Origin of the sequence: Pseudomonas sp. JZ114 (assembly GCF_051027705.1) — a bacterium.
Taxonomy (GTDB): domain Bacteria; phylum Pseudomonadota; class Gammaproteobacteria; order Pseudomonadales; family Pseudomonadaceae; genus Chryseomonas; species Chryseomonas luteola.
This window is the reverse complement of the sequence record NZ_CP069257.1, coordinates 208,548-227,171: the sequence shown is the minus strand read 5'-3', so window position 1 is coordinate 227,171 and position 18,624 is coordinate 208,548. Positions and strand designations below refer to the sequence as shown.

Here is an 18,624-nt window from a genome sequence, read left to right as displayed (position 1 = left end):
TCTCCTTACTCGATGATGTCGCCACGGGTAATGAATTTGGCCAGTACGACCGTGCTGATAAACCCCATCAACGCAATGATCAGCGCCGCTTCGAAAAACAGGTTTGAGTCCAGCCACAGGCCAAACAGTACAATCAATGCGATCGCGTTGATGTTAAGGGTGTCCAGCGCCAGGATACGATCGGACTGATGTGGCCCTCGTACCAGCCGGATAAACGCCAGCAGCACGGCAATAGTACATAGAGCCAGGCAAATAGGAATCACAATGGTTAGCATGGAAATATCTCCATCAGCGGCTGCTCGTAACGCGTCTTGATACTTCTAATCAGCTGCGCGGGATCTTCTTCGTTGAGTGCATGAACCAGAATGAGGGAATGATCCTCATTGAGTTCAGCCGATACGGTTCCAGGCGTCAGCGAGATGATACTCATGAGCAGGGTAAGGCCAAGGTCATCCCGAATATCCACAGGTACCTCGACAAAGATGGGATTGAGCCGCCGTGTCGGCCCCAAGACCAGTACAGCTACCTGAATGTTAGCGACGAGTGCGTCCCTGGTAACTCTAAGAAGCAACTTAACTGTCAGCCAGCCGTGTTGGGGCCGCGCGTTCTCGAACCACATCCGGGTACATAATCGTGGAATAGCCCAGCCCAGGAAAAGGCCCATAATCCAGCTTCCCAGACTGATGCTGTTGACCAATAGCAACCAGAGCACTACCAGAACTGCGCTTAACCATGGATGCGGAAACAATCGGCTCATCGGCTACCCTCCTGTAATACAGCACTGGCGTAAGCCGCTGGAGACATGATTTGTTGGGCAGCCTGGTCAAGGTAAAGCGTCAGCGGTTTTGCGACGACTACCAACACGACACTGGTGGACATCAGCGTTATCACGGCTAACAGGCGCCAGCCATTTGCCCTCTCCTGCCCGGCGATGCCCTCACCGCCTCGCCAGAACACCGTACTGCCCGCCCGGCTTAATGCAATGACGAGGCCGAGACTGGAGATCAGCAGTACCGGCCAGAGCCAGCGCGCCTCCGAAAGTGGTGCAGACTTCAGGATCAGCAGTTTTCCAAAAAATCCTGAAAACGGCGGCAGGCCCGCTATGGACACCGCCCCAATGAAAAACAGGCTGCCCAGAAGCATGGGCTGTCGCAGGGCAGGCCCTTTCTCCAGTCGGGCCCCGGTTTCCCCTCGCTGCCTGGCGACCATATCACTGAGCAGGAAGAGCCCTCCGGTAATCCATGTGGTATGAATCAAGTAGAACAGACAAGCCGAGATCGATTCCACACGTCCAAGCGACATGCCAGCCAACAGCAGCCCCACCGATACCAGCACCAAATAAGCCACCAGTTCCTGAAGTTGGCGCGCCGCCAGGGCACCAATGGACCCCAAGGCAAGGGTCAGCAAGGCCAGAGGCCACAGCAAGGGTTGCGCCAGATGGGATAATGCTCCGGCATCAGGGCCGAACAGCAGCGCATAGATACGCAAAATCGAATATACACCGACCTTTGTCATCACGGCGAACAATGCAGCGACCGGAGCCGTTGCCCCTGCGTAGGCACGTGGTAGCCAGAAGTACAGAGGTAGCAGGGCCGCCTTGAGTGCAAAGACCAACAGTAGCAGGAACCCGGCGGCTGCAATCAGCGGGGCATCGCCCGGCCCTACCTGTGCGATGCGTTCAGACAGATGTGCCATATTCAGGGTGCCTAGCAGCCCATACAGCACGCCTACGGCCACCAGAAACAACGACGAGCCCAGGAGATTAAGCAGTATGTAGTGCAGGCCCGCACTTGTGCGCTCCTTGCCACCGCCGTGCAACAGCAGCGCGTAGGAGGCGATCAGCAGGATTTCGAAGAAGACATACAGATTGAACAGGTCGCCGGTAAGAAAGGCGCCATTCAGGCCGGCTACCTGAAACTGGAATAACGCATGAAAATTAGGGCCGCGAGCATCGTCGCCCTGGCAGGCATAGAGTATGGCACCACTCGCCAGAACCGATGTAATCAGCACCATAATCGCACTCAGCCGATCCAGCACCAGCAGAATGCCAAAGGGAGCCGGCCAGTTACCGAGGGTGTAGGTTACGATTTCATCGCGGGCAGCAACAGTGATCAGCCACGCTGACAGCGGGATCAGCAGGAAGGTAGCCAACGCTGAAAAGTACCGTTTGTTTTGCGATGTCATACTATTGAACAGTAACAGGGCCGCCCCGCTGAAAAGCGGCAGTAGAATCGGCAGGATGATCACATGACTCATTGTTCCTCTCCGTCCACGTGATCGTTTCCAAGTTCGCAAACCGCACGGATGGACAGCACCAGTACGAATGCTGTCATCGCAAAGCTGATGACGATGGCAGTCAGCACCAGCGCCTGGGGCAAGGGGTCAGCATAGGTCTGGCTTTGACCAATGATGGGAGCAGCACCGGTCGACAAGCGCCCCATGGCAAAAAGAAAAAGATTCACAGAATAAGTGATCAGGGTCATTCCCAGTACGACCGGGAACGTACGTCCACGTAGCATCAGATAAACACCGCTCGCTGTCAGCACACCCAAGGTGATGGCAAATAACAGTTCCATCAGGACACGCCCTCCTCTTGCGGTCGGCCGCTTGAGGCCAAATGCGCCAGTGTCAGCAACGAGGAGCCTACAACGGTTAGGTAGACGCCCAGATCAAACAGCGTCGCGCTGGCCAGTTCGACGTCACCGATCACTGGAATATGCAGGTGCGTGAACCCAGAGGTTAGGAAGGGCTTGCCAAACAGCCATGCGACCAGCCCTGTCGCCCCGGCCAGCAAAATGCCGCTGCCTGCCAGGCGGCGATAATCGAGAGGCAAGCGTGCAGTCGTCCAACGAAGCCCACTGGCAATGTACTGCAGGATCAATGCTGCCGTTGTGATCAGGCCCGCTATAAAGCCGCCACCGGGCAGCTGATGGCCACGCAGAAATATAAAGACGGAAACCAGCAGGGCCAGCGGTAGTAGGAGCTTGGCCATAACCTTGAGCATCAGAGGGTGCCGATCACGTATCCAGGGGTACCCACCCAGCCCCCGCTCGGGAAGCTTAGGGTTTAGCCCGTCCAGCATGGCGTAGACGGCGATGCCGGTAATGGCCAGTACGCTGATTTCGCCCAGCGTATCGAACCCCCGAAAGTCCACCAGAATCACGTTGACGACGTTGCTGCCGCCGCCTTCCGGTACGCTCCGGTCCAGGAAGAACTGCGCAATGCTCTCGTAGGGCCGCGTCAATACCGCATAAGCCAACAAAGAAACCAATCCCCCGCATCCCACCGCCAGTAGGCCGTCCCGTCCTCTTCGCAGTGCGGAGGATTCACGCGGTGTATGCCAGGGCAGGAAGAACAGTGCCAGTACCAGCAGGACCGTGGTGACAACCTCAACCGACAACTGAGTCAATGCCAGATCAGGCGCCGAGAACCGGGCAAACAGCAGAGACACCATCAATCCGGCTACACTGCTAAAGACGATGGCTTGCAACCGCCGACGGTGGAACAAGACGACTGAAATCGAGGCGGCCATAAGAGTCACCAGCCCTGCCGAGGTAACCGGGTCGAGTGGAGTCATCGCCACCGGCCCCGTCACTACCTCGAGATCCCACAAGGCACTCCCGGTTACGAGCAGTACGCCTATCAGCATAAGCGTCATGTATCGTTGTAGCGAGCCGTTCTCTACACGTTCGGTAAACAGGACGGTCAGCCGGACCAGACACTGGATTGCGCCCTCGAACACATCCCGCGCTTCGGCATCAGGAAGTTGGTTATACAGGCGAAACAGGGGACGCCGCATTCCAAAGTACAGCAGTACGCCACCGCCCAGCGCAATGAGGCTCATGACAAGAGGCAGATTGAACCCATGCCAGAGGGCCAGACTGTATTCGGGTAACGGTCCGCCCAATGAAACCCGTGCCGCCAGAGCAAGTAGATCGCCTACGGTCTGCTCAGGCATCAGACCTACCAGGACACACAGCAAGACGAGGATATTGACCGGCGCGCGCATCCAGAACGGCGGCTCATGGGGTGGAAAGTGAGGCATTGCCGAGGGATCAGGCGTCTTGTCCAGAAACGCCTGATGAATGAAGCGTACGGAATATGCCATGGTGAGCAGATTGGCAATGGTGGAGACGACGGGAATGACCCAATTAAACGGACCCAGCAACCCTTGCTCCAGGGTCTCACTCAAAAACATTTCCTTGCTCAGGAAACCATTGAGTAACGGCACTCCTGCCATCGACAACGACGCGACGATTGCAAGCAATGCCGTATGCGGCATGTAACGGTAGAGCCCTCCCAGCCGACGCAGGTCACGCGTACCCGTCTCATGATCGATGATCCCGGCCGCCATGAACAGTGAGGCCTTGAACGTCGCATGGTTGATGGTGTGGAAAATGGCAGCTACCGAGCTCATGTCGGTATCCAGCCCGAACAGCAAAGTGATAAGACCGAGATGGCTGATGGTAGAATAGGCCAATAGCCCTTTAAGGTCTTGCTGAAAGAAGGCCATGGCTGACCCAAGCACCAGGGTAACCAACCCGGTAAGGCTGACGATATAGAACCACTCATCTGTACCCGAAATAGCCGGATACAGGCGTGCCATGAGATAAATGCCAGCCTTAACCATGGTGGCTGAGTGCAGATAGGCTGAAACAGGCGTGGGCGCTGCCATCGCGTGAGGAAGCCAGAAGTGGAATGGAAACTGGGCAGACTTGGTAAAGGCACCTAGCAGAATCAGCACCAGCATCAGCGGATAGAGAGGATGTTCGACGATACGTGAGCCGGAAACCAGGATCTGGCTCAGCTCGAAGCTGCCTGCAATGTGCCCCAGCAAAAGTATGCCTGCCAACAGGGCAAGCCCCCCGCCTGAAGTAATCGTCAGGGCCATTCGCGCCCCGCGTCGCGAGTCGGAGCGATGGGACCAGAAACCGATTAGCAGAAACGAGGAAAGACTGGTGATTTCCCAGAAGACGAGCATCAGCAGCACGTTTTCGGAAAGAACGACCCCCAGCATGGCTGCCATGAATAACAGCAGGTAGCTGTAGAATCGTCCAATGGCCTCCTCAGACGATAGGTAGTATCGCGCGTAGAGAATGACCAGAAGGCCGATCCCCAGAATCAGCAAGGCAAAAAGAAAACTCAGCCCGTCCAGACGAAGGCTCAGGTTGAAGCCCAGGTTTTCCAGCCATGTGTACGAAACAGTGATGGCGGCTCCCTCTGCCAACCTGGAGCGCAAATTCAACAGGATGAAGAAGGCAATCGCCGCGGGTATCGAGGCCGCAATGGCAGGCAGGCGTCGACCGCCCCGATCAAACACTACAGGTAACAGGCTGCCAAGCAGCGGCAGTACGACAATCAGCACCAGCATCATACGGTGCGCCTGCTCATCACAATGTAAACAATCATGGAATGCCTTCCGACTCCCCTATTCCAGATACAGGCTCGACTCCAACGAGCTCATTAGGGGGTGGGACAAGCGACCGTCGCGTTAGTGCGCTGCATAATGGCATTCAGACAGGCACATGATTGATGACAAGACGTTAACAATAGCCATCAGGCGATTGATACCCTTATCCGCTCCCGGGGGATCGTTCGTTACGATGGGGCTGTGTGCCTGCATCAACATCGTCCAGGCTCCAGCGGAAGCCCTCTATGCTTAATCACGCCTGCGCCGAAAACGCATGCAATGATCAATCAGTGGCTAAGAGAAGAAGGCGTTCGGGCTTGAGCTGTTGAAGACCCAATGTGTTTGAGCCTGCTGGTAACTGCCTCATAAGCCCTTCGTAACAATCCTGTTACGCCATGGTGACAGTGCTGGGTCAATGCGTAACGAAATCAGGAACAGCATCGGAACACCAAAACAGGCCAAACCTTCAAGTCACTGATTAATAAATATTTTTTAAAGTTGGCACGGCACCTGCTTTATTCTTGGTATAACAAGAACAACAAATAAAACAGATCACTTCAAAACAACAAAAACAAGATTGAAAGTGGCGAAGCGAACTGATCATTTTAGAACTTGTGAAGTGTCTAAAGTAATCCGTTCACTTAAAGACAACATAATGCATCCGAAGCATCCAGGGGTTGCTTAGGGCCATACAAGAAAAACAAAAGGCATCGTGCAGCATGGTTGAGAGGGAGCTTAGGCTCCCTTTGTGCTATTTGCAGTATCGTTCAGTCAATGAATAGTTCTGAGCACGTTGCCGGTTATCCAGCGCTAGGCAACCTGATGGAACGAAATCAATCCAGGCGGGTATAGATGTAGAGTGCGGAAATTGTTAACGCAAAAAGCATCGTTACAACGCTGAGGGTGCCAGACAGTGTAAGCGCCGAAACCCTGCTTATCAGTCCCAGCCAGTCTGCTACTATCAATCCTGTGGCCATGCACACCAAAAGAGCAACTACTCGCGCCAGCATCACATCACCTGCGTTTTGCTATTTGACCATTAAGGAGCATTGCGAGATGGCACGCAATGCTGGCATATAAGTGTCAAATTGCCTCCACAAGTTCACCAAGTCACAGACCGCTTGTCGACCTGATAGCAGTTAAGTGCACACACCTGTGACGGACTTCTCTTTTGTTGAACAGGCTTATCGCTGATGCCGTCCTCGACGCCATGATTCACCCACCAGGATGACCAGATAAATCGCCCATGCACTCAGCAGGACGAATACGTCTCGAGAGGACCAGTGAAGGGGATTGAAACCTTCTCGTACACCTTGAACCCCATAAAGAATCAACGCAACGACAACCGCGCTACGACAAAGCCGCGCAAACGTCATGACTGGCTCCTTAAAAATCTCTGAACACCGTGACTATAAAGTTTTCATCAGACCCATACAGTACACGAGCGTTGAAAGCAGTGGCTGGCCTGTCACCCAGTCCCAGCCAGAGCACGCTACCCACACATTCAGGTAACCATTTTTGATTTAACGCCTGTCAATCCTTGCAGCGCCGTTTCGTCCTTGTTTGCGAATCACTTGACGACCCACTGAAAAGGCGTACGGCTTAGGGTAAAATGACTACGTAATGTAAAAGCAGATCTTGATAATGATCACGGAGGATAACCGCAATGCTGTTTGCTCTGGGTACATTACTCTGCCTGAGCGGTGCAGGTTGCCTGGCATTCGACCCGCTGGACCCTATGCTTCAGCTTGAAGGATTAGCGTTGATAGGATTGGCGCTATTGATTGTTCGTGAGGGCATACTCGAACTTAACTGAGGTATCGCCTGTAGTTCTCACGATACCTTGCCCGCCTCGCTCCGGCATATCTGATGCACCAGCTCCCGTGGATACTCGTTGAGTTCCCACTCATCACAAATGTAAGCCAATACGCTGAGACCATCCTGCTCCAGCAATCGGAACGCTGAGAGTTCACCGCATCGATAGTCATAACAGGCCCAGCTGCCTGGGTGTTTCTGACAAAGCAGAAAAGCTCGCGAGACATTTATCTTCTGCGAAACCAGCAGAGCCTGCAGCGCGGCAGTATCAACCTCACCTGTGGATTCTGACGCTTCTGAGCCGGAACTGCGCACAACCATAATTGCGTTTTGCTCAAACCTGAAGACTTCGATGTCCGACTGAGCGGTGCGACTGTAAAGGGTCGGCTGGTCCGGATTCTCGGGCTTCAATGGCGCAGGCTGGATACTCATGGGTGGGCTCATATAAGGGATAGGCGTGTCGTTGCAGCACTTTGATCAAGCGCACCTGGGTAGCCGCGTGGAAAAGGCTGATCCATATCAACGAACTCTGGCATTTCCGTATCCAGACTGTACGCCGTGCTTTTCAGCCAGCCAATAATATATTTACATTTTTTTCACGAAATTTTCACGATGTGATCATGTCTAGCGATAAGGTCTGCCTGTTGTATCAGGGAGCAGTTTGGGTTCGGGTGGTGAAGTGAACTGAAAGGGAGCTAACAAGGTATGAGTCACTTTATTAGCAATACGTACGAGCTTTTAAAGGAGCCGGCCGGCCGGCTGATACTGGAGTGCCTGCAAAGCGTTGAAAGCTATGGTCGCTCCTGGCGCCTCGATAAAGGCTCGGTGTATGGAAATCGCCTGTCTACCCTGTTTTCTGCAAGCAAACCAGACGGCCAGGGCCGTGATCGGTTGATGGTCGTTGCCGTGGAGACCCCGACGTGCGACTGGACGGTTAGCTACCAGCTCTTTTAACGCTATTTGGCCCGAACGCAGGCCGATTCCCTGATACGCGACGCGTACCACGCTTTCGGTTGCCTGTCTTGCTTTGTCTATTACCCAATAGGTGGCTGAAAAAGAAAGCTCTTTTATGGGCTGGTATTATCAAACAAATTACAATAAGGCTTGGAGATGTGTTTGTGCAGGAGGCCTAACGGCGACGTTTCTTAAACGGCTTGCAGCTAACTAGGGGGTGCCTGGCGTCTGAGCGGTACTTTCAGCGCCTTTTGAGGGAGCGGGCCGTAAGTCCCACGGGTGCGCGATATACGTATCGATTCGTCAGGACGATCCGTCTGCTGCGCTCCAGCCTCGCACGCATAATGTACCTGCAAATGCTACCCCTCCCCCTTTCGCCCGATTAAACCCGTAGCCTCCACATAAGTGATGCCTGCTTGGTATGGCGGCTCGGCAGTAAGACGCAAAACGGTACGTCACGCTACACATTAGTAGATGAGCCCGCTGCACAACATCACGTCGTTGCGGACGATTTGGAGGCTGTCAACGCGGGTCGGCAGCGAGGATCAAGTCCCATGGCAGCCAGGAACAATTCTTGCCACCCGAACGCTGCATTAATAAAGGCATGAGCTTGCTAGCGTGGCTCAAACGGTCACTTTTATTTTGGTTCGTCCAGGCAGTCCCATGATTACAATAGAAACGCCTACCTATTACACCGCTACCAAGAAATACAATCTGAGCTTCCCAACGCTCGATGCGGACATCGAAGCCGACGTCGTTGTGATCGGAGGCGGCTTTTCAGGAATCAATACCGCTCTTGAGCTAGCCGAGAAAGGCATCACCAATATCGTGGTGCTCGAAGGTCGTTACCTGGGCTTTGGCGGCACGGGCCGTAATGGCGGACAGATCATGGCGGGTATTGGTCATGACCTGGACAAGATCAAGAACCAGGTAGGTGAAGACGGCCTCAAGACTATTTTCGAGATCAGTGACAAAGGCGCTGACATCATCAAGGGCCGGATTCAGAAATACGATATCGATGCGGACTTCCATCATGGCTACGGCTACATGGGCTTTAGCGCACGCCAGGAAAAGACACTACGCACCTGGGAGAAAGAGTTCAAATCACTGAACTCCGGCCACGAGATTGCCTTGCTGACAGGCTCGGAAGTCCGCCGCATTATTGGATCGGAGGCCTACACCAGCGCCCTGTTGCACATGGGCGGCGGTCATGTTCACTCACTTAACCTGCTATTGGGCGAGGCCAAGGCGCTAGCCAGCTATGGCGTCAAGATCTTCGAGCACAGCCCTGCCCTTGCCGTTGAGTATGGTGAGCGGATCACTGTGCGCACCGGGCAGGGCTCTGTCAGGGCAAGCAAGCTGCTTTGGGCATGCGACAGTTTCCTCAACAAGCTGGAGCCGGAACTCCATACCAAAACGATCAACACCTATGCGTTCCAGCTCATGACCGAGCCGCTCTCGGATGAATTGATCGAACGCATCAGCCCGATCCGTGGGGCCTACAGCGATATCCGCCCGGTCATTGACTATTACCGCGTTACGGCCGAAAACCGGTTGCTATTTGGCGCTGCTACGCCTTATCTCGACTATATCCCCAAAGACCTGAAGGCCTGGAATCGCAACCTGATGCTCAAGATCTTCCCGTACCTCAAGGACGTGAAGATCGATCTGGCCTGGGGTGGCCCGATGGCATGTGGTGCCAATCTATTCCCCCAGATCGGCACCTTGTCCGGCCGACCCAATGCGTTCTACGTACAGGGCTATTCAGGCTTCGGCGTAACGCCAAGCCACATTATCTGCAAGGTTCTGGCTGAGGGCATGAGCGAAGGCTCTGCCCGCTACGACCTGATCAGCTCGGTTCGCCATAGCAACATCATAGGCAAGGACCATTTCCGCCCGGTTATCTGCAGCCTGGGCAAGATCATGCATCAGAGCGCCGGCTACATGACAGGCCGCCGCTGATATTTTCCCTTAACGAAAAGGATCATTTCATGTCGTTATTCACTGTTAAACAAGGCACCGCACTGACCGATCTTGAAGCCTGGGGCACCGTGGCGGATCTGGGTTCGGAAATCCTGGAAGGCGACGGCAAGTGCTTTGGCAAGATGACCTTTGGTGCGCCGACCGACCCGGTCAGCTCTGCTTATTTTGGTACCACTAAAAGCAAGTTCCGAATGGTGTACCCGTTCAATGAGCAGGCAACGGTTGTTTATGGTGAGGTCATCCTGACTGACGAATCCACAGGCAAAAGTACCCATTACAAGACCGGAGATAGCTGGTCTGTCACCAAGGGCACACCTGTCCTGTGGGAAATCATCAGTGATGGGTTTGTCAAACACTACCTCGCGGCTGCATAAATCAGAGCCTAGGCAGACCTTCGTCATGATGCCAGCCACTGAAGGCAAACAGCGATGCCTACAGGCGGTAACGCGAATCGTACCGGCTTCCTCTGCCGTGCTCTATCAGGTAAATCAGCAGCTTGAGGCTCACCACTACGAGCTGCTGACCATGACGCCTCAGGTACATCAGTGCTACCTGGACGTCTACCGCGAATTTGATCCGTTGCGGCCCATCTGCTGTCACGAACTGGGATTGGCAGTCGTTCCCCTCAGCGTGGCAGCGACTCGGCAAGAAGCACATCGCTCGCGCCGATACGCCACCTTTCTCGATACCTACTCCATTTGCGATGTCATCGAAATCCTGACCTATCAGGCCGGACGGCCGGCATTTGGTATCTCGCTTCTGCGCACACGGGCACTAGGCGCATTTACAGCCGAAGAGATAGAGCGGCTGACAGGCCTGCAAAGTCTGCTGGAGCTTACGCTGCCGTTGGCCTTCATCCATGAACCTTGCGAGACAGCCCGCCTGACCGGCCTGACGCCTCGAGAGCAGGACATTGCGTTGGCACTCAAAGACGGCCTGAGCAACAAGGCGCTGGCGCGGCATCTGGATATGGGACTGCCGACCGTTAAAACGCACCTGAATAACCTGTATCGCAAGTTCAACGTCACGAACCGCACTGAATTGATCCGGCACCTGTTTCTGTGAGCTTTCTCCTGGCGACCTCAACCATCTGGTTGATACCGGGCGCCAGGCCGCTGGTGGATGATGACCTCACCTATCAAACGGAGTGTATGACATGACCCAACAACAGGACTGGATCACCGTAGGCGCACTGGCCGATGGCTTCAACCTCGACAACTACACGTTGCCTGTCTCGAACGACCTCAACGGCAGGACGCTAGTGCTCGACGGCCCGTCCGGCGAATCCATTACCTACCGCTTCAGCCAAAATGCGGTTGGCTGGTCCTCAGCAGACCACTCGATATCTCACGAGGCGGCCTCTCGTGTCACTTCCATCCGGGAAGGGATCTACCTGATCGACTTCCTTCAGCAGACCGACACCTCCACTGTCTCGATCAGCCTCGTGCTGGACGTGAAGCAAGGCGTTTTCACGCGGGTCTACGGGCAGCTCCCAACACAGGATGATCAGCGCAGCGATCTGTTCAGGTGTGCCTTGTCGGGCCAGGATCTAACGCCAGTCTCGGCGCAGTTCACTCATGGGACGATACAGGGCCTTTATTCAGGTACATCACCGTCGGAAGCGAATCACCCACATCAGCCGACCCACGAACTGGTCGGCATCCGCAACTGCTACGCCTACAGTCCTCATGAGGTTTATGAACACATCTATCTCAACGAAAACCTCTACAGCTGGCATTGCCTGAGTGGCGTTGAACGTGGGCTGGCCGATACGGACCGCTGCCATTATTTCAAGCTGGAGAACGAGCTCTATCTGTTCGTATGGCGGGAAAAGATCATTCCTACGCTCGGGCTGGTGCTGATCGACCTGAAGCAACACCGCAGCGACGGAAAGATTTGCGGCCATACGGGTGATGATCTAGGGCAGTGGTCGAACTTCCCGGTTGGCTCATTCAGCAGAATCCTCAACACAACCGAGTACCCAGGCCATGAATGAGGTGAAAACCTACGTAATCACCGGGGCCGGTAGCGGTATCGGTGAGGCATGCGCCTATCGCCTTGCCGATGAAGGCGCCCAGCTTGTACTCATTGGTCGCCGTCGGGAACCGCTGGAGGAGGTAGCCGCTCGTACAGGTGGGCTGGTACTGACGGGTAATGCGGCCAGCAGTGCGGATTGGGAGACGTTCATCCCTCGGATCATCGAGCGCTTCGGCAGAATCGATGGCCTTGTGGCGTCAGCGGGCGGTCTGGGCCAGGGCACTGCACTCGAGACCAGCGATACCCGATGGCAGCAAGCAATGCAAAGCAATCTGGACACCGCTTTCTACAGCGTCAGGGCGTGCCTGCCCTCACTGATCGAGCGACGGGGCGCTGTCGTGCTGCTGGGCTCTATCGCCTCGCTGGCCGCAGGAGGGGGAGTTTGCAGCTATACCACCGCCAAACATGCCTTGATCGGCTTGACCCGCTCACTCGCCAAGGATTATGGCCCTGCCGGCGTCCGCGTCAATGCGGTCTGCCCAGGTTGGGTGAAAACGCCGATGGCCGACGAAGAGATGCAGCCGCTGATGCAGCATTACGGCGAAAGTCTTGAGGCGGCGTATAGCCGGGTAACCCGCGATGTCCCTCTTCGCCGCCCCGCCACATCAGCGGAAATCGCTGAAGTCTGCCGGTTTCTGCTTTCTCCTGAAGCCTCGATTATTACAGGCGCTTCAATCGTGGCGGACGGCGGCTCCAGCATCGTCGATGTGCCCACGCTTGCCTACGAGCACCTGTAAGGCCAGCCACGCCAGCGCAACAGCCAACGTAAACACAGGCCCAGTGGCGGGCCTACTTTCATTCGACATAACCGCAGGAGCAGGATGATGCAGGATCAGACATCAGCAGGATCGATACACGACTTTACCGGCAAGGTCGTTCTCGTCACCGGGGGCGGCCAAGGCATCGGGCGAGGAATTGTCGAGCACTTTGCCGGAGCTGGCGCACAGGTCGTCATTGCCGACCTCAATGCGGAGAACGCAGCAGCGGTCGCGCGGGGATTGCAAAAGGAGGGAAGACACGTGACCGCCCATCCGGTAGACCTGGCCGAGCGCGATCAGATCAGGACACTCATGGAAACCGTCAAGCAAACCTGCGGCCGGCTGGATGTCCTGGTACACAACGCCGGCTACTTTCCACTAACTCCATTCGCCGATATTACACCTGAAGTGCTGGAACGTACCCTGGCCGTCAATCTGTCATCCCTGTTCTGGCTAACGCAGCAGGCATTGCCGCTGTTCCGGCTACAGGGCAAGGGCTGCGTGCTGGTTACGTCCTCAGTGACAGGCCCTCGGGTGGCCTATCCCGGGCTCTGCCATTACGCGGCGGCCAAGGCCGGCGTGAACGGATTCGTTCGTAATGCCGCTCTAGAACTGGCACATCATAACGTTCGGGTGAATGGCGTCGAACCGGGCATGATCCAGACACCTGCCATGGGCAATCTGGGCGACAGCGACGTCACCCGACAGATCAGGGCCAGTATCCCGCTCGGGCGTCTTGGTCAGCCGTCCGACATTGCCAGTGCGATGCTGTTTCTGGCCTCAGAGGCCGCCTCGTTTATTACAGGGCAGACGCTGGTCGTTGACGGTGGCATGACGCTGCCTGAATCCAAGATGGCCCTGGTGTGAACGCGCTACCAAATAGCCATTTTTGGCACATCTACATCTGAATGGTACGTTGAGGAACAGAACTTGCCTCAGTACGCAGGAAAGGCCTTTAACGAGCAGAAAGGTTTCCAAAATGCACCAAGACATCAAGGCTGCGTTACCGGTAAAGGCTCGAATGCATCACACCCATACTCAGGACGTATCGGAGCACTCCCACGCCATGACAGGCTGGGCATTGCATTATGACCAGGTCTCGTCTGGACGCTTCGAGGGCGAACTGATCGATATCCAGCTGGACTGGATGCATCTGACCCGCGATCGGTGCAATCAGGCATTGCGCAAGAACGGCTCGGCATGGCCAGGTGCGATTGCATTCAGCCTGCCCCTCAACGAAGCGTGCGAGCTTCATTGCGCCGGACACTCGTTGAGAGAAGCCAGCCTGTTGGTCGCCCGCGGCGCTCACCTGCCAGAGTTGCAGACGCCTGCCAATCTCGACCTGCTATGCATCACCGTTGCAGAGGCCGAGCTGCTTCCCATACTAGAGCAGCAACAGAGCCCGTTCACTCTTGACGACTTGCCGAAGTGTTACCGTCTCCGCCCCCATCAGCGTTACAGCGAGTTCGTCAGGTTGCTTGACGACATCGCAAATACGCAAAGCCAGAGTCAAGGCCTCTTGAGGCACGAGGCTATCCGAAACGGTATCCGGGAAACCGTTCTGTTGCACCTTCTGGATCTGCTCGATGCTGGCGAAGAGGTTCCGGCACTGACTCCCACAGCCCGCAAGCGGATGGTAGACCGAGCCCGCGAGTATGCGCTTTCGTGTCAGGAAACGCCGCCTTCGATTTTGGAACTCTGTAACCGCATCGGCGCCAGCCGACGCAAACTGCAGTACTGTTTTCAGGAGGCGTTGGGCGTCAACCCGACCACTTATCTGCGTACGCTGCGCCTGAATGCGGCGCACCGTGCGCTTTGTCACAGTGACGGCACGGTTTCGGTGCAGGACGTAGCAGCCCAATGGGGCTTTTGGCACCTGAGCCGCTTTGCCAACGACTACGCTAAATTGTTTGGCGAAAAACCATCCGCCACTTTACGCCGTGTTCGTGAAGACTATATGACCAGTTTTGCCAAATCCGGATAACAACCCTCGCTTGACCTCCCCCACCCTAAGAAAAAACAAAGGGAGAGGTTTCGATGTACGAAGCATACAAAATCACAACAATTAGCTCCGTATTGTTAGCCACTTTATTCCTGACTCATCCCGTCCAGGCGACTGAGGGCGGAGCCCCTACGACAGCCTTTGGTGTCTATGATTTTGGCGCCGGGTTCACACCGCCACCGTCGCCAACAGGCACCGTTGGCCTGCGTACCAACTACTACTGGGCCAATACTGTCAAAGACCGCCACGGCCGAGACAACGGGACTGATTTTTCCCTTGGCGTCCTCTCACTCGGCCTGGCTTATATCCGCATGACCGATACCGAACTGCTGGGTGCAAAATACGGGTTTGGTGTGATCGCGCCTTTTTTCGACATGGACGCTGATCTCAAGGTCAAGGTGGGCGGCACCACCGTCTTTTCGGACAGCACTCACGTATTCCGGCAGGCGGACCTGCAGGTGTTGCCACTGATTCTACAATGGACGCCCTCACGTAATCTTGGTATCAACGCGCAGTTCCAGATTCAGGCACCCACCGGCGATTACGACAAGAACCGTCTGGTCAGCCCCGGCCTCAACCACTGGACGTTTTCACCTATCGTCAACGCCACCTATATCAGTGATTCAGGATTCGAGGTGTCATCCAGCTTCGAGCTGGACGTGAACACCCGTAACCATTCTACGGATTACAAGAGCGGAACTGAGTACCGCCACGAGTTCGCAGTGGGCCAGCATTTCGGGCCTTGGACAGCCGGTATTGGCGGTTACTACTACCGCCAGCTCAGCGACGATGACGCACCCAACCTTACCTACGGTAACCGCGCCCGGGTACTGGCCATCGGACCTGCAGTGAGCTTTTTCCAGCCGGGGCTGCCACCTGTCTGGGTGCATGCTTACAAGGAATTCGACGCCCGTAACCGTACCGAGGGTTATGCCGTCGCCGTGCGTTTTTCCCACAGTTTCTGAGGAATTACCATGTCCCAGTCCTATCTAGAAGGCCGGCATACCGCTGGTCGCGCGCAGGGCGCTGTCCTCATGCTTGGTAGCAGCCTGACAATCATGGGCTCCGTGATGGTCGCGCCGGTTCTACCCAAGATTGCCGCAGAATTCGGGCCGGTAGAGCCCCAGACGGGTGTTCTCATCCCTTTGGCCATTACGGGGCCGGCGCTGGCCATTGCGCTTTGCGCACCGCTGGCCGGTTGGCTGGCCGACCGGCTCGGACGCAAACGTCTGCTGATTCTGGCGACACTGGTCTATGCACTTTGCGGCGCCGCACCTGCATTTTTGGGCAGCCTGAAAGGAATTGTTGGTCTGCGACTGCTCTTTGGCTGTGCCGAGGCGGCAGTCATGACTTGCTGCGTCACGCTCATCGCCGATTACTGGCATGGCGAACAACGCATGCGCTACGTAAACGGGCAAGTCATCACGATTGGTCTGGTAGGCTCGATCTTCTTTGCCATCGGTGGCGCACTGGGGGAACACTCCTGGCGAACACCGTTTCTGCTGTACCTGCTTCCTCTCCTGCTTGTCCCGGCCATGCTCAAGCTGCTCTGGGAGCCCGAGGTTCATCATGCCCGGGCAATGCATTCAACCGAGCCTGGGCAGTCCTCCCTTCCGCCGCTAATCATCAACTATCTATTGGTGTTCTTTGGCATGGTGCTGAGTTTCATCGTCCCCGTCCAAAGCCCCACCCTGCTGGTCGGGCTGGGGGTTACGTCCAGTACGCTGATCGGGCTGTGCGCAGGGCTGGGGCTTCTCACTTCACTGGGAGGCTCGCTGCTCTGGCCCTTCGTTCGTCGACGTGTAGGGCTCGCGGGGTGCAATGTGCTGCTGCTACTGCTCATGGCCAGCGGACTGTGGCTACTCATTACCGCCCACACCTATTACCAGGTTCTGCTCGCCGTGACGATTCACGGTCTGGGCGCCGGCATGCTGGTTCCCAATTCCATGGCACCGGTGATGAATGCCTTGAGCGCGACCGCCCGTGGCCGGGGACTCGGTATCTTCACCGCCTGCCTGTACCTGGGCCAGTTCTCAAGCCCACTGATCGTCATTGCTCTGCTTGGCCAAACCGGTGATCTGCACCATGCCATTGGCCTGCTTGCCGTCGCCAGCGCCATTACCGCCCTTATGTGGGCGCTGCTCAGCTTCCTGCGCCGTGGAATCACCAGCCCGGCCCGCTCCACCCATCCCTGAATTCAGTTACAAGGAGCTCCGTTTATGAATGACATCGACCACCTGCTGGACACCCTGGATGCCACAGCCCTGAGCCTGCTCGTACGGCAAGGTGAAGTGACGCCAATCGAATTGCTCGACGCGGCGATCCAGCGGCTCGACCGGGTGAACCCGCAACTCAACGCCATCAGCGAGCGGTGCTATGACGTGGCCCGGCAGATGGCACAACGACCGGAAGCCCGACAAGGCTTACTGGCCGGTGTTCCGACCCTCATCAAGGACCTCTTCTCCCCTGTCCAGGGCGCCCGCATGACACAGGGCTCGCGCGTCATGGGTGAGGCACGCGCTGATCTTGATTGTGAAGTGGTTGCCCGTCTGCGTCGCGCGGGCTGTGTGTTTGCAGGCACGACCACGTCACCAGAATTCGGAACCTCCTACACCACCGAGTCGACCCGTTTCGGCGCTACCCGAAATCCCTGGAATACGGAACGCAGTGCCGGCGGGTCCAGCGGTGGTGCTGCCGCCCTGGTCGCTGCCCGTGCCATCCCGTTTGCTCATGGTAACGATGGGGGCGGCTCACTGCGTGTCCCGGCATCCTGTTGCGGGGTCTTCGGTCTGAAACCCACCCGAGGCCGACTGCCTTCCGGTCCGCTGGTAGGCGAAGGGTGGGCCGGAATGGGGACGCCCCATGCCATTACGTTATCCGTACGCGACAGTGCCCTTCTGCTGGACGCCACCGCTGGGGCGGACCTAGGTGCGCCCTACGCAGCGCCGGCTCAAGCGATGCCGTTCGTCCAGGCCGTCTCGGCTGATCCCGCACCGCTTCGTATCGCGGTGATCGAGCAACTCGGGCCGTGGCCAACAAGTCCGGAAGCGTTGAAGGCGGTACGTCATACAGCACGGCTGTGCGAGCAGCTCGGCCATCATGTGGAGTTTGCCACCCTACCCGTCAATCTGCCGGGACTTCTGGACCATCTCTTCAATATCATTGGCCCAAGCACTCGAAACTTTCTGGATATGGTCGGCCAGCTGAGAGGGCAACCTGTAGCAGACGAAGAGTTGGACCCCCGTACGCGCATCATTCTACGCGAGCGGGGTGATATTCCGGCCGCACGTTATGCCGCCGCGGTAGAAAGCATCCATGCGCTGGGCAGGCAGCTGGCCTACTTCCTGATTGACCATGATCTGATCCTAACGCCAACCCTGACTCGGGAACCACCCCTGATCGGTGACCTGGACGCCTTTGACCCCAGCCTCAGCCTGGCCGAAGTAATCGAAGCCTTCCATAGCTATTCACCCTTCACGGCGCTGTTCAATGCGTCCGGCCAACCGGCCATGTCCGTTCCGCTCTACTGGACAGAGAATGGGCTGCCACTCGGCTCGCATTTTGCGGCACGCTTTGGTGAGGAGCACACCCTGCTTGCGCTGGCGGCACAACTCGAACGCGCCCAACCTTGGGCGAACCGCAAGCCGCTGGTCTGTGCATAAAGG

19 protein-coding genes are annotated in these 18,624 nt (G+C 56.3%); 12 read left to right on the top strand and 7 right to left on the bottom strand.

Features of this window, described 5'->3' with window-relative positions; all coding sequences use genetic code 11:
* Positions 1-5: 5 nt before the first annotated feature.
* From JQR90_RS20545 to JQR90_RS20520, 6 genes are all read right to left on the bottom strand, one after another.
* Positions 6-275, bottom strand: coding sequence for a K+/H+ antiporter subunit F (locus tag JQR90_RS20545; RefSeq protein WP_010799055.1), 270 nt, complete (start codon positions 273-275; stop codon positions 6-8).
* Positions 269-757: a Na+/H+ antiporter subunit E gene (locus JQR90_RS20540; RefSeq protein WP_010799054.1), complete on the bottom strand. Its 489-nt coding sequence runs from the start codon at positions 755-757 to the stop codon at positions 269-271. Before JQR90_RS20540 ends, JQR90_RS20545 begins: the two co-directional genes overlap by 7 nt.
* A complete protein-coding gene (locus tag JQR90_RS20535; protein WP_010799053.1) occupies positions 754-2,256 on the bottom strand; it encodes a monovalent cation/H+ antiporter subunit D in 1,503 nt (500 codons plus the stop codon). Before JQR90_RS20535 ends, JQR90_RS20540 begins: the two co-directional genes overlap by 4 nt.
* A complete protein-coding gene (locus JQR90_RS20530; RefSeq protein ID WP_010799052.1) occupies positions 2,253-2,576 on the bottom strand; it encodes a Na+/H+ antiporter subunit C in 324 nt (107 codons plus the stop codon). Before JQR90_RS20530 ends, JQR90_RS20535 begins: the two co-directional genes overlap by 4 nt.
* Positions 2,576-5,374 carry a monovalent cation/H+ antiporter subunit A gene (locus JQR90_RS20525; RefSeq protein WP_434140972.1) on the bottom strand — a complete coding sequence of 933 codons (2,799 nt, stop codon included), beginning with the start codon at positions 5,372-5,374 and terminating at the stop codon, positions 2,576-2,578. Before JQR90_RS20525 ends, JQR90_RS20530 begins: the two co-directional genes overlap by 1 nt.
* A gap of 1,220 nt (positions 5,375-6,594) precedes the next feature.
* Positions 6,595-6,786, bottom strand: a complete 192-nt coding sequence (locus tag JQR90_RS20520) for a hypothetical protein (protein ID WP_010799048.1) — start codon at positions 6,784-6,786, stop codon at positions 6,595-6,597.
* Between the two features lie 290 nt (positions 6,787-7,076).
* On the opposite strand from JQR90_RS20520, the gene JQR90_RS20515 reads away from it, so the two are divergent.
* Positions 7,077-7,226 carry a hypothetical protein gene (locus tag JQR90_RS20515; protein WP_010799047.1) on the top strand — a complete coding sequence of 50 codons (150 nt, stop codon included), beginning with the start codon at positions 7,077-7,079 and terminating at the stop codon, positions 7,224-7,226.
* A 17-nt stretch (positions 7,227-7,243) separates the two neighbouring features.
* Here JQR90_RS20515 and JQR90_RS20510 read toward each other — a convergent pair whose 3' ends face one another.
* On the bottom strand, positions 7,244-7,657 hold the full coding sequence (locus tag JQR90_RS20510; protein ID WP_010799046.1) for a hypothetical protein: 414 nt from the start codon (positions 7,655-7,657) through the stop codon (positions 7,244-7,246).
* Positions 7,658-7,930: 273 nt separating this feature from the next.
* Here JQR90_RS20510 and JQR90_RS20505 point away from each other — a divergent pair, with 273 nt between their 5' ends.
* From JQR90_RS20505 to JQR90_RS20455, 11 genes are all read left to right on the top strand, one after another.
* On the top strand, positions 7,931-8,179 hold the full coding sequence (locus JQR90_RS20505; RefSeq protein ID WP_010799045.1) for a hypothetical protein: 249 nt from the start codon (positions 7,931-7,933) through the stop codon (positions 8,177-8,179).
* A gap of 663 nt (positions 8,180-8,842) precedes the next feature.
* The gene (locus tag JQR90_RS20500) at positions 8,843-10,141 is read left to right on the top strand and encodes an NAD(P)/FAD-dependent oxidoreductase (protein ID WP_010799044.1); all 1,299 of its coding nucleotides are present in this window, start codon (positions 8,843-8,845) and stop codon (positions 10,139-10,141) included.
* Between the two features lie 29 nt (positions 10,142-10,170).
* A complete protein-coding gene (locus JQR90_RS20495; protein ID WP_010799043.1) occupies positions 10,171-10,536 on the top strand; it encodes a cupin domain-containing protein in 366 nt (121 codons plus the stop codon).
* 25 nt (positions 10,537-10,561) lie between these two features.
* A complete protein-coding gene (locus JQR90_RS20490) occupies positions 10,562-11,227 on the top strand; it encodes a helix-turn-helix transcriptional regulator (RefSeq protein WP_019366254.1) in 666 nt (221 codons plus the stop codon).
* 91 nt (positions 11,228-11,318) lie between these two features.
* The gene (locus JQR90_RS20485) at positions 11,319-12,158 is read left to right on the top strand and encodes a MoaF C-terminal domain-containing protein (protein WP_434140969.1); all 840 of its coding nucleotides are present in this window, start codon (positions 11,319-11,321) and stop codon (positions 12,156-12,158) included.
* Positions 12,151-12,936, top strand: coding sequence for an SDR family NAD(P)-dependent oxidoreductase (locus tag JQR90_RS20480; RefSeq protein WP_074826026.1), 786 nt, complete (start codon positions 12,151-12,153; stop codon positions 12,934-12,936). The genes JQR90_RS20485 and JQR90_RS20480 overlap by 8 nt, the downstream gene beginning before the upstream one ends.
* 87 nt (positions 12,937-13,023) lie before the next feature.
* A complete protein-coding gene (locus tag JQR90_RS20475) occupies positions 13,024-13,824 on the top strand; it encodes an SDR family oxidoreductase (RefSeq protein ID WP_434140967.1) in 801 nt (266 codons plus the stop codon).
* A 112-nt stretch (positions 13,825-13,936) separates the two neighbouring features.
* Positions 13,937-14,941 (top strand): helix-turn-helix domain-containing protein, encoded by a 1,005-nt coding sequence (locus tag JQR90_RS20470; RefSeq protein WP_125889518.1) that lies wholly within the window; start codon positions 13,937-13,939, stop codon positions 14,939-14,941.
* Between the two features lie 53 nt (positions 14,942-14,994).
* Positions 14,995-15,924 carry a SphA family protein gene (locus JQR90_RS20465; protein ID WP_074826032.1) on the top strand — a complete coding sequence of 310 codons (930 nt, stop codon included), beginning with the start codon at positions 14,995-14,997 and terminating at the stop codon, positions 15,922-15,924.
* A 9-nt stretch (positions 15,925-15,933) separates the two neighbouring features.
* A complete protein-coding gene (locus JQR90_RS20460; protein WP_434140964.1) occupies positions 15,934-17,154 on the top strand; it encodes an MFS transporter in 1,221 nt (406 codons plus the stop codon).
* 24 nt (positions 17,155-17,178) lie between these two features.
* Positions 17,179-18,621 (top strand): amidase, encoded by a 1,443-nt coding sequence (locus JQR90_RS20455; protein WP_434140962.1) that lies wholly within the window; start codon positions 17,179-17,181, stop codon positions 18,619-18,621.
* Positions 18,622-18,624: the final 3 nt, after the last annotated feature.

What these genes read in the sequence shown, in the direction of transcription:
- JQR90_RS20540 (WP_010799054.1), bottom strand. Translation starts at nt 757, where the DNA reads ATGAGCCGATTGTTTCCGCATCCATGGTTAAGCGCAGTTCTGGTAGTG.
- JQR90_RS20545 (WP_010799055.1), bottom strand. Translation starts at nt 275, where the DNA reads ATGCTAACCATTGTGATTCCTATTTGCCTGGCTCTATGTACTATTGCC.
- JQR90_RS20465 (WP_074826032.1), top strand. Translation starts at nt 14,995, where the DNA reads ATGTACGAAGCATACAAAATCACAACAATTAGCTCCGTATTGTTAGCC.
- JQR90_RS20455 (WP_434140962.1), top strand. Translation starts at nt 17,179, where the DNA reads ATGAATGACATCGACCACCTGCTGGACACCCTGGATGCCACAGCCCTG.
- JQR90_RS20510 (WP_010799046.1), bottom strand. Translation starts at nt 7,657, where the DNA reads ATGAGTATCCAGCCTGCGCCATTGAAGCCCGAGAATCCGGACCAGCCG.
- JQR90_RS20485 (WP_434140969.1), top strand. Translation starts at nt 11,319, where the DNA reads ATGACCCAACAACAGGACTGGATCACCGTAGGCGCACTGGCCGATGGC.
- JQR90_RS20490 (WP_019366254.1), top strand. Translation starts at nt 10,562, where the DNA reads ATGATGCCAGCCACTGAAGGCAAACAGCGATGCCTACAGGCGGTAACG.
- JQR90_RS20535 (WP_010799053.1), bottom strand. Translation starts at nt 2,256, where the DNA reads ATGAGTCATGTGATCATCCTGCCGATTCTACTGCCGCTTTTCAGCGGG.
- JQR90_RS20525 (WP_434140972.1), bottom strand. Translation starts at nt 5,374, where the DNA reads ATGATGCTGGTGCTGATTGTCGTACTGCCGCTGCTTGGCAGCCTGTTA.
- JQR90_RS20475 (WP_434140967.1), top strand. Translation starts at nt 13,024, where the DNA reads ATGCAGGATCAGACATCAGCAGGATCGATACACGACTTTACCGGCAAG.
- JQR90_RS20500 (WP_010799044.1), top strand. Translation starts at nt 8,843, where the DNA reads ATGATTACAATAGAAACGCCTACCTATTACACCGCTACCAAGAAATAC.
- JQR90_RS20460 (WP_434140964.1), top strand. Translation starts at nt 15,934, where the DNA reads ATGTCCCAGTCCTATCTAGAAGGCCGGCATACCGCTGGTCGCGCGCAG.
- JQR90_RS20530 (WP_010799052.1), bottom strand. Translation starts at nt 2,576, where the DNA reads ATGGAACTGTTATTTGCCATCACCTTGGGTGTGCTGACAGCGAGCGGT.
- JQR90_RS20495 (WP_010799043.1), top strand. Translation starts at nt 10,171, where the DNA reads ATGTCGTTATTCACTGTTAAACAAGGCACCGCACTGACCGATCTTGAA.
- JQR90_RS20515 (WP_010799047.1), top strand. Translation starts at nt 7,077, where the DNA reads ATGCTGTTTGCTCTGGGTACATTACTCTGCCTGAGCGGTGCAGGTTGC.
- JQR90_RS20505 (WP_010799045.1), top strand. Translation starts at nt 7,931, where the DNA reads ATGAGTCACTTTATTAGCAATACGTACGAGCTTTTAAAGGAGCCGGCC.
- JQR90_RS20520 (WP_010799048.1), bottom strand. Translation starts at nt 6,786, where the DNA reads ATGACGTTTGCGCGGCTTTGTCGTAGCGCGGTTGTCGTTGCGTTGATT.
- JQR90_RS20470 (WP_125889518.1), top strand. Translation starts at nt 13,937, where the DNA reads ATGCACCAAGACATCAAGGCTGCGTTACCGGTAAAGGCTCGAATGCAT.
- JQR90_RS20480 (WP_074826026.1), top strand. Translation starts at nt 12,151, where the DNA reads ATGAATGAGGTGAAAACCTACGTAATCACCGGGGCCGGTAGCGGTATC.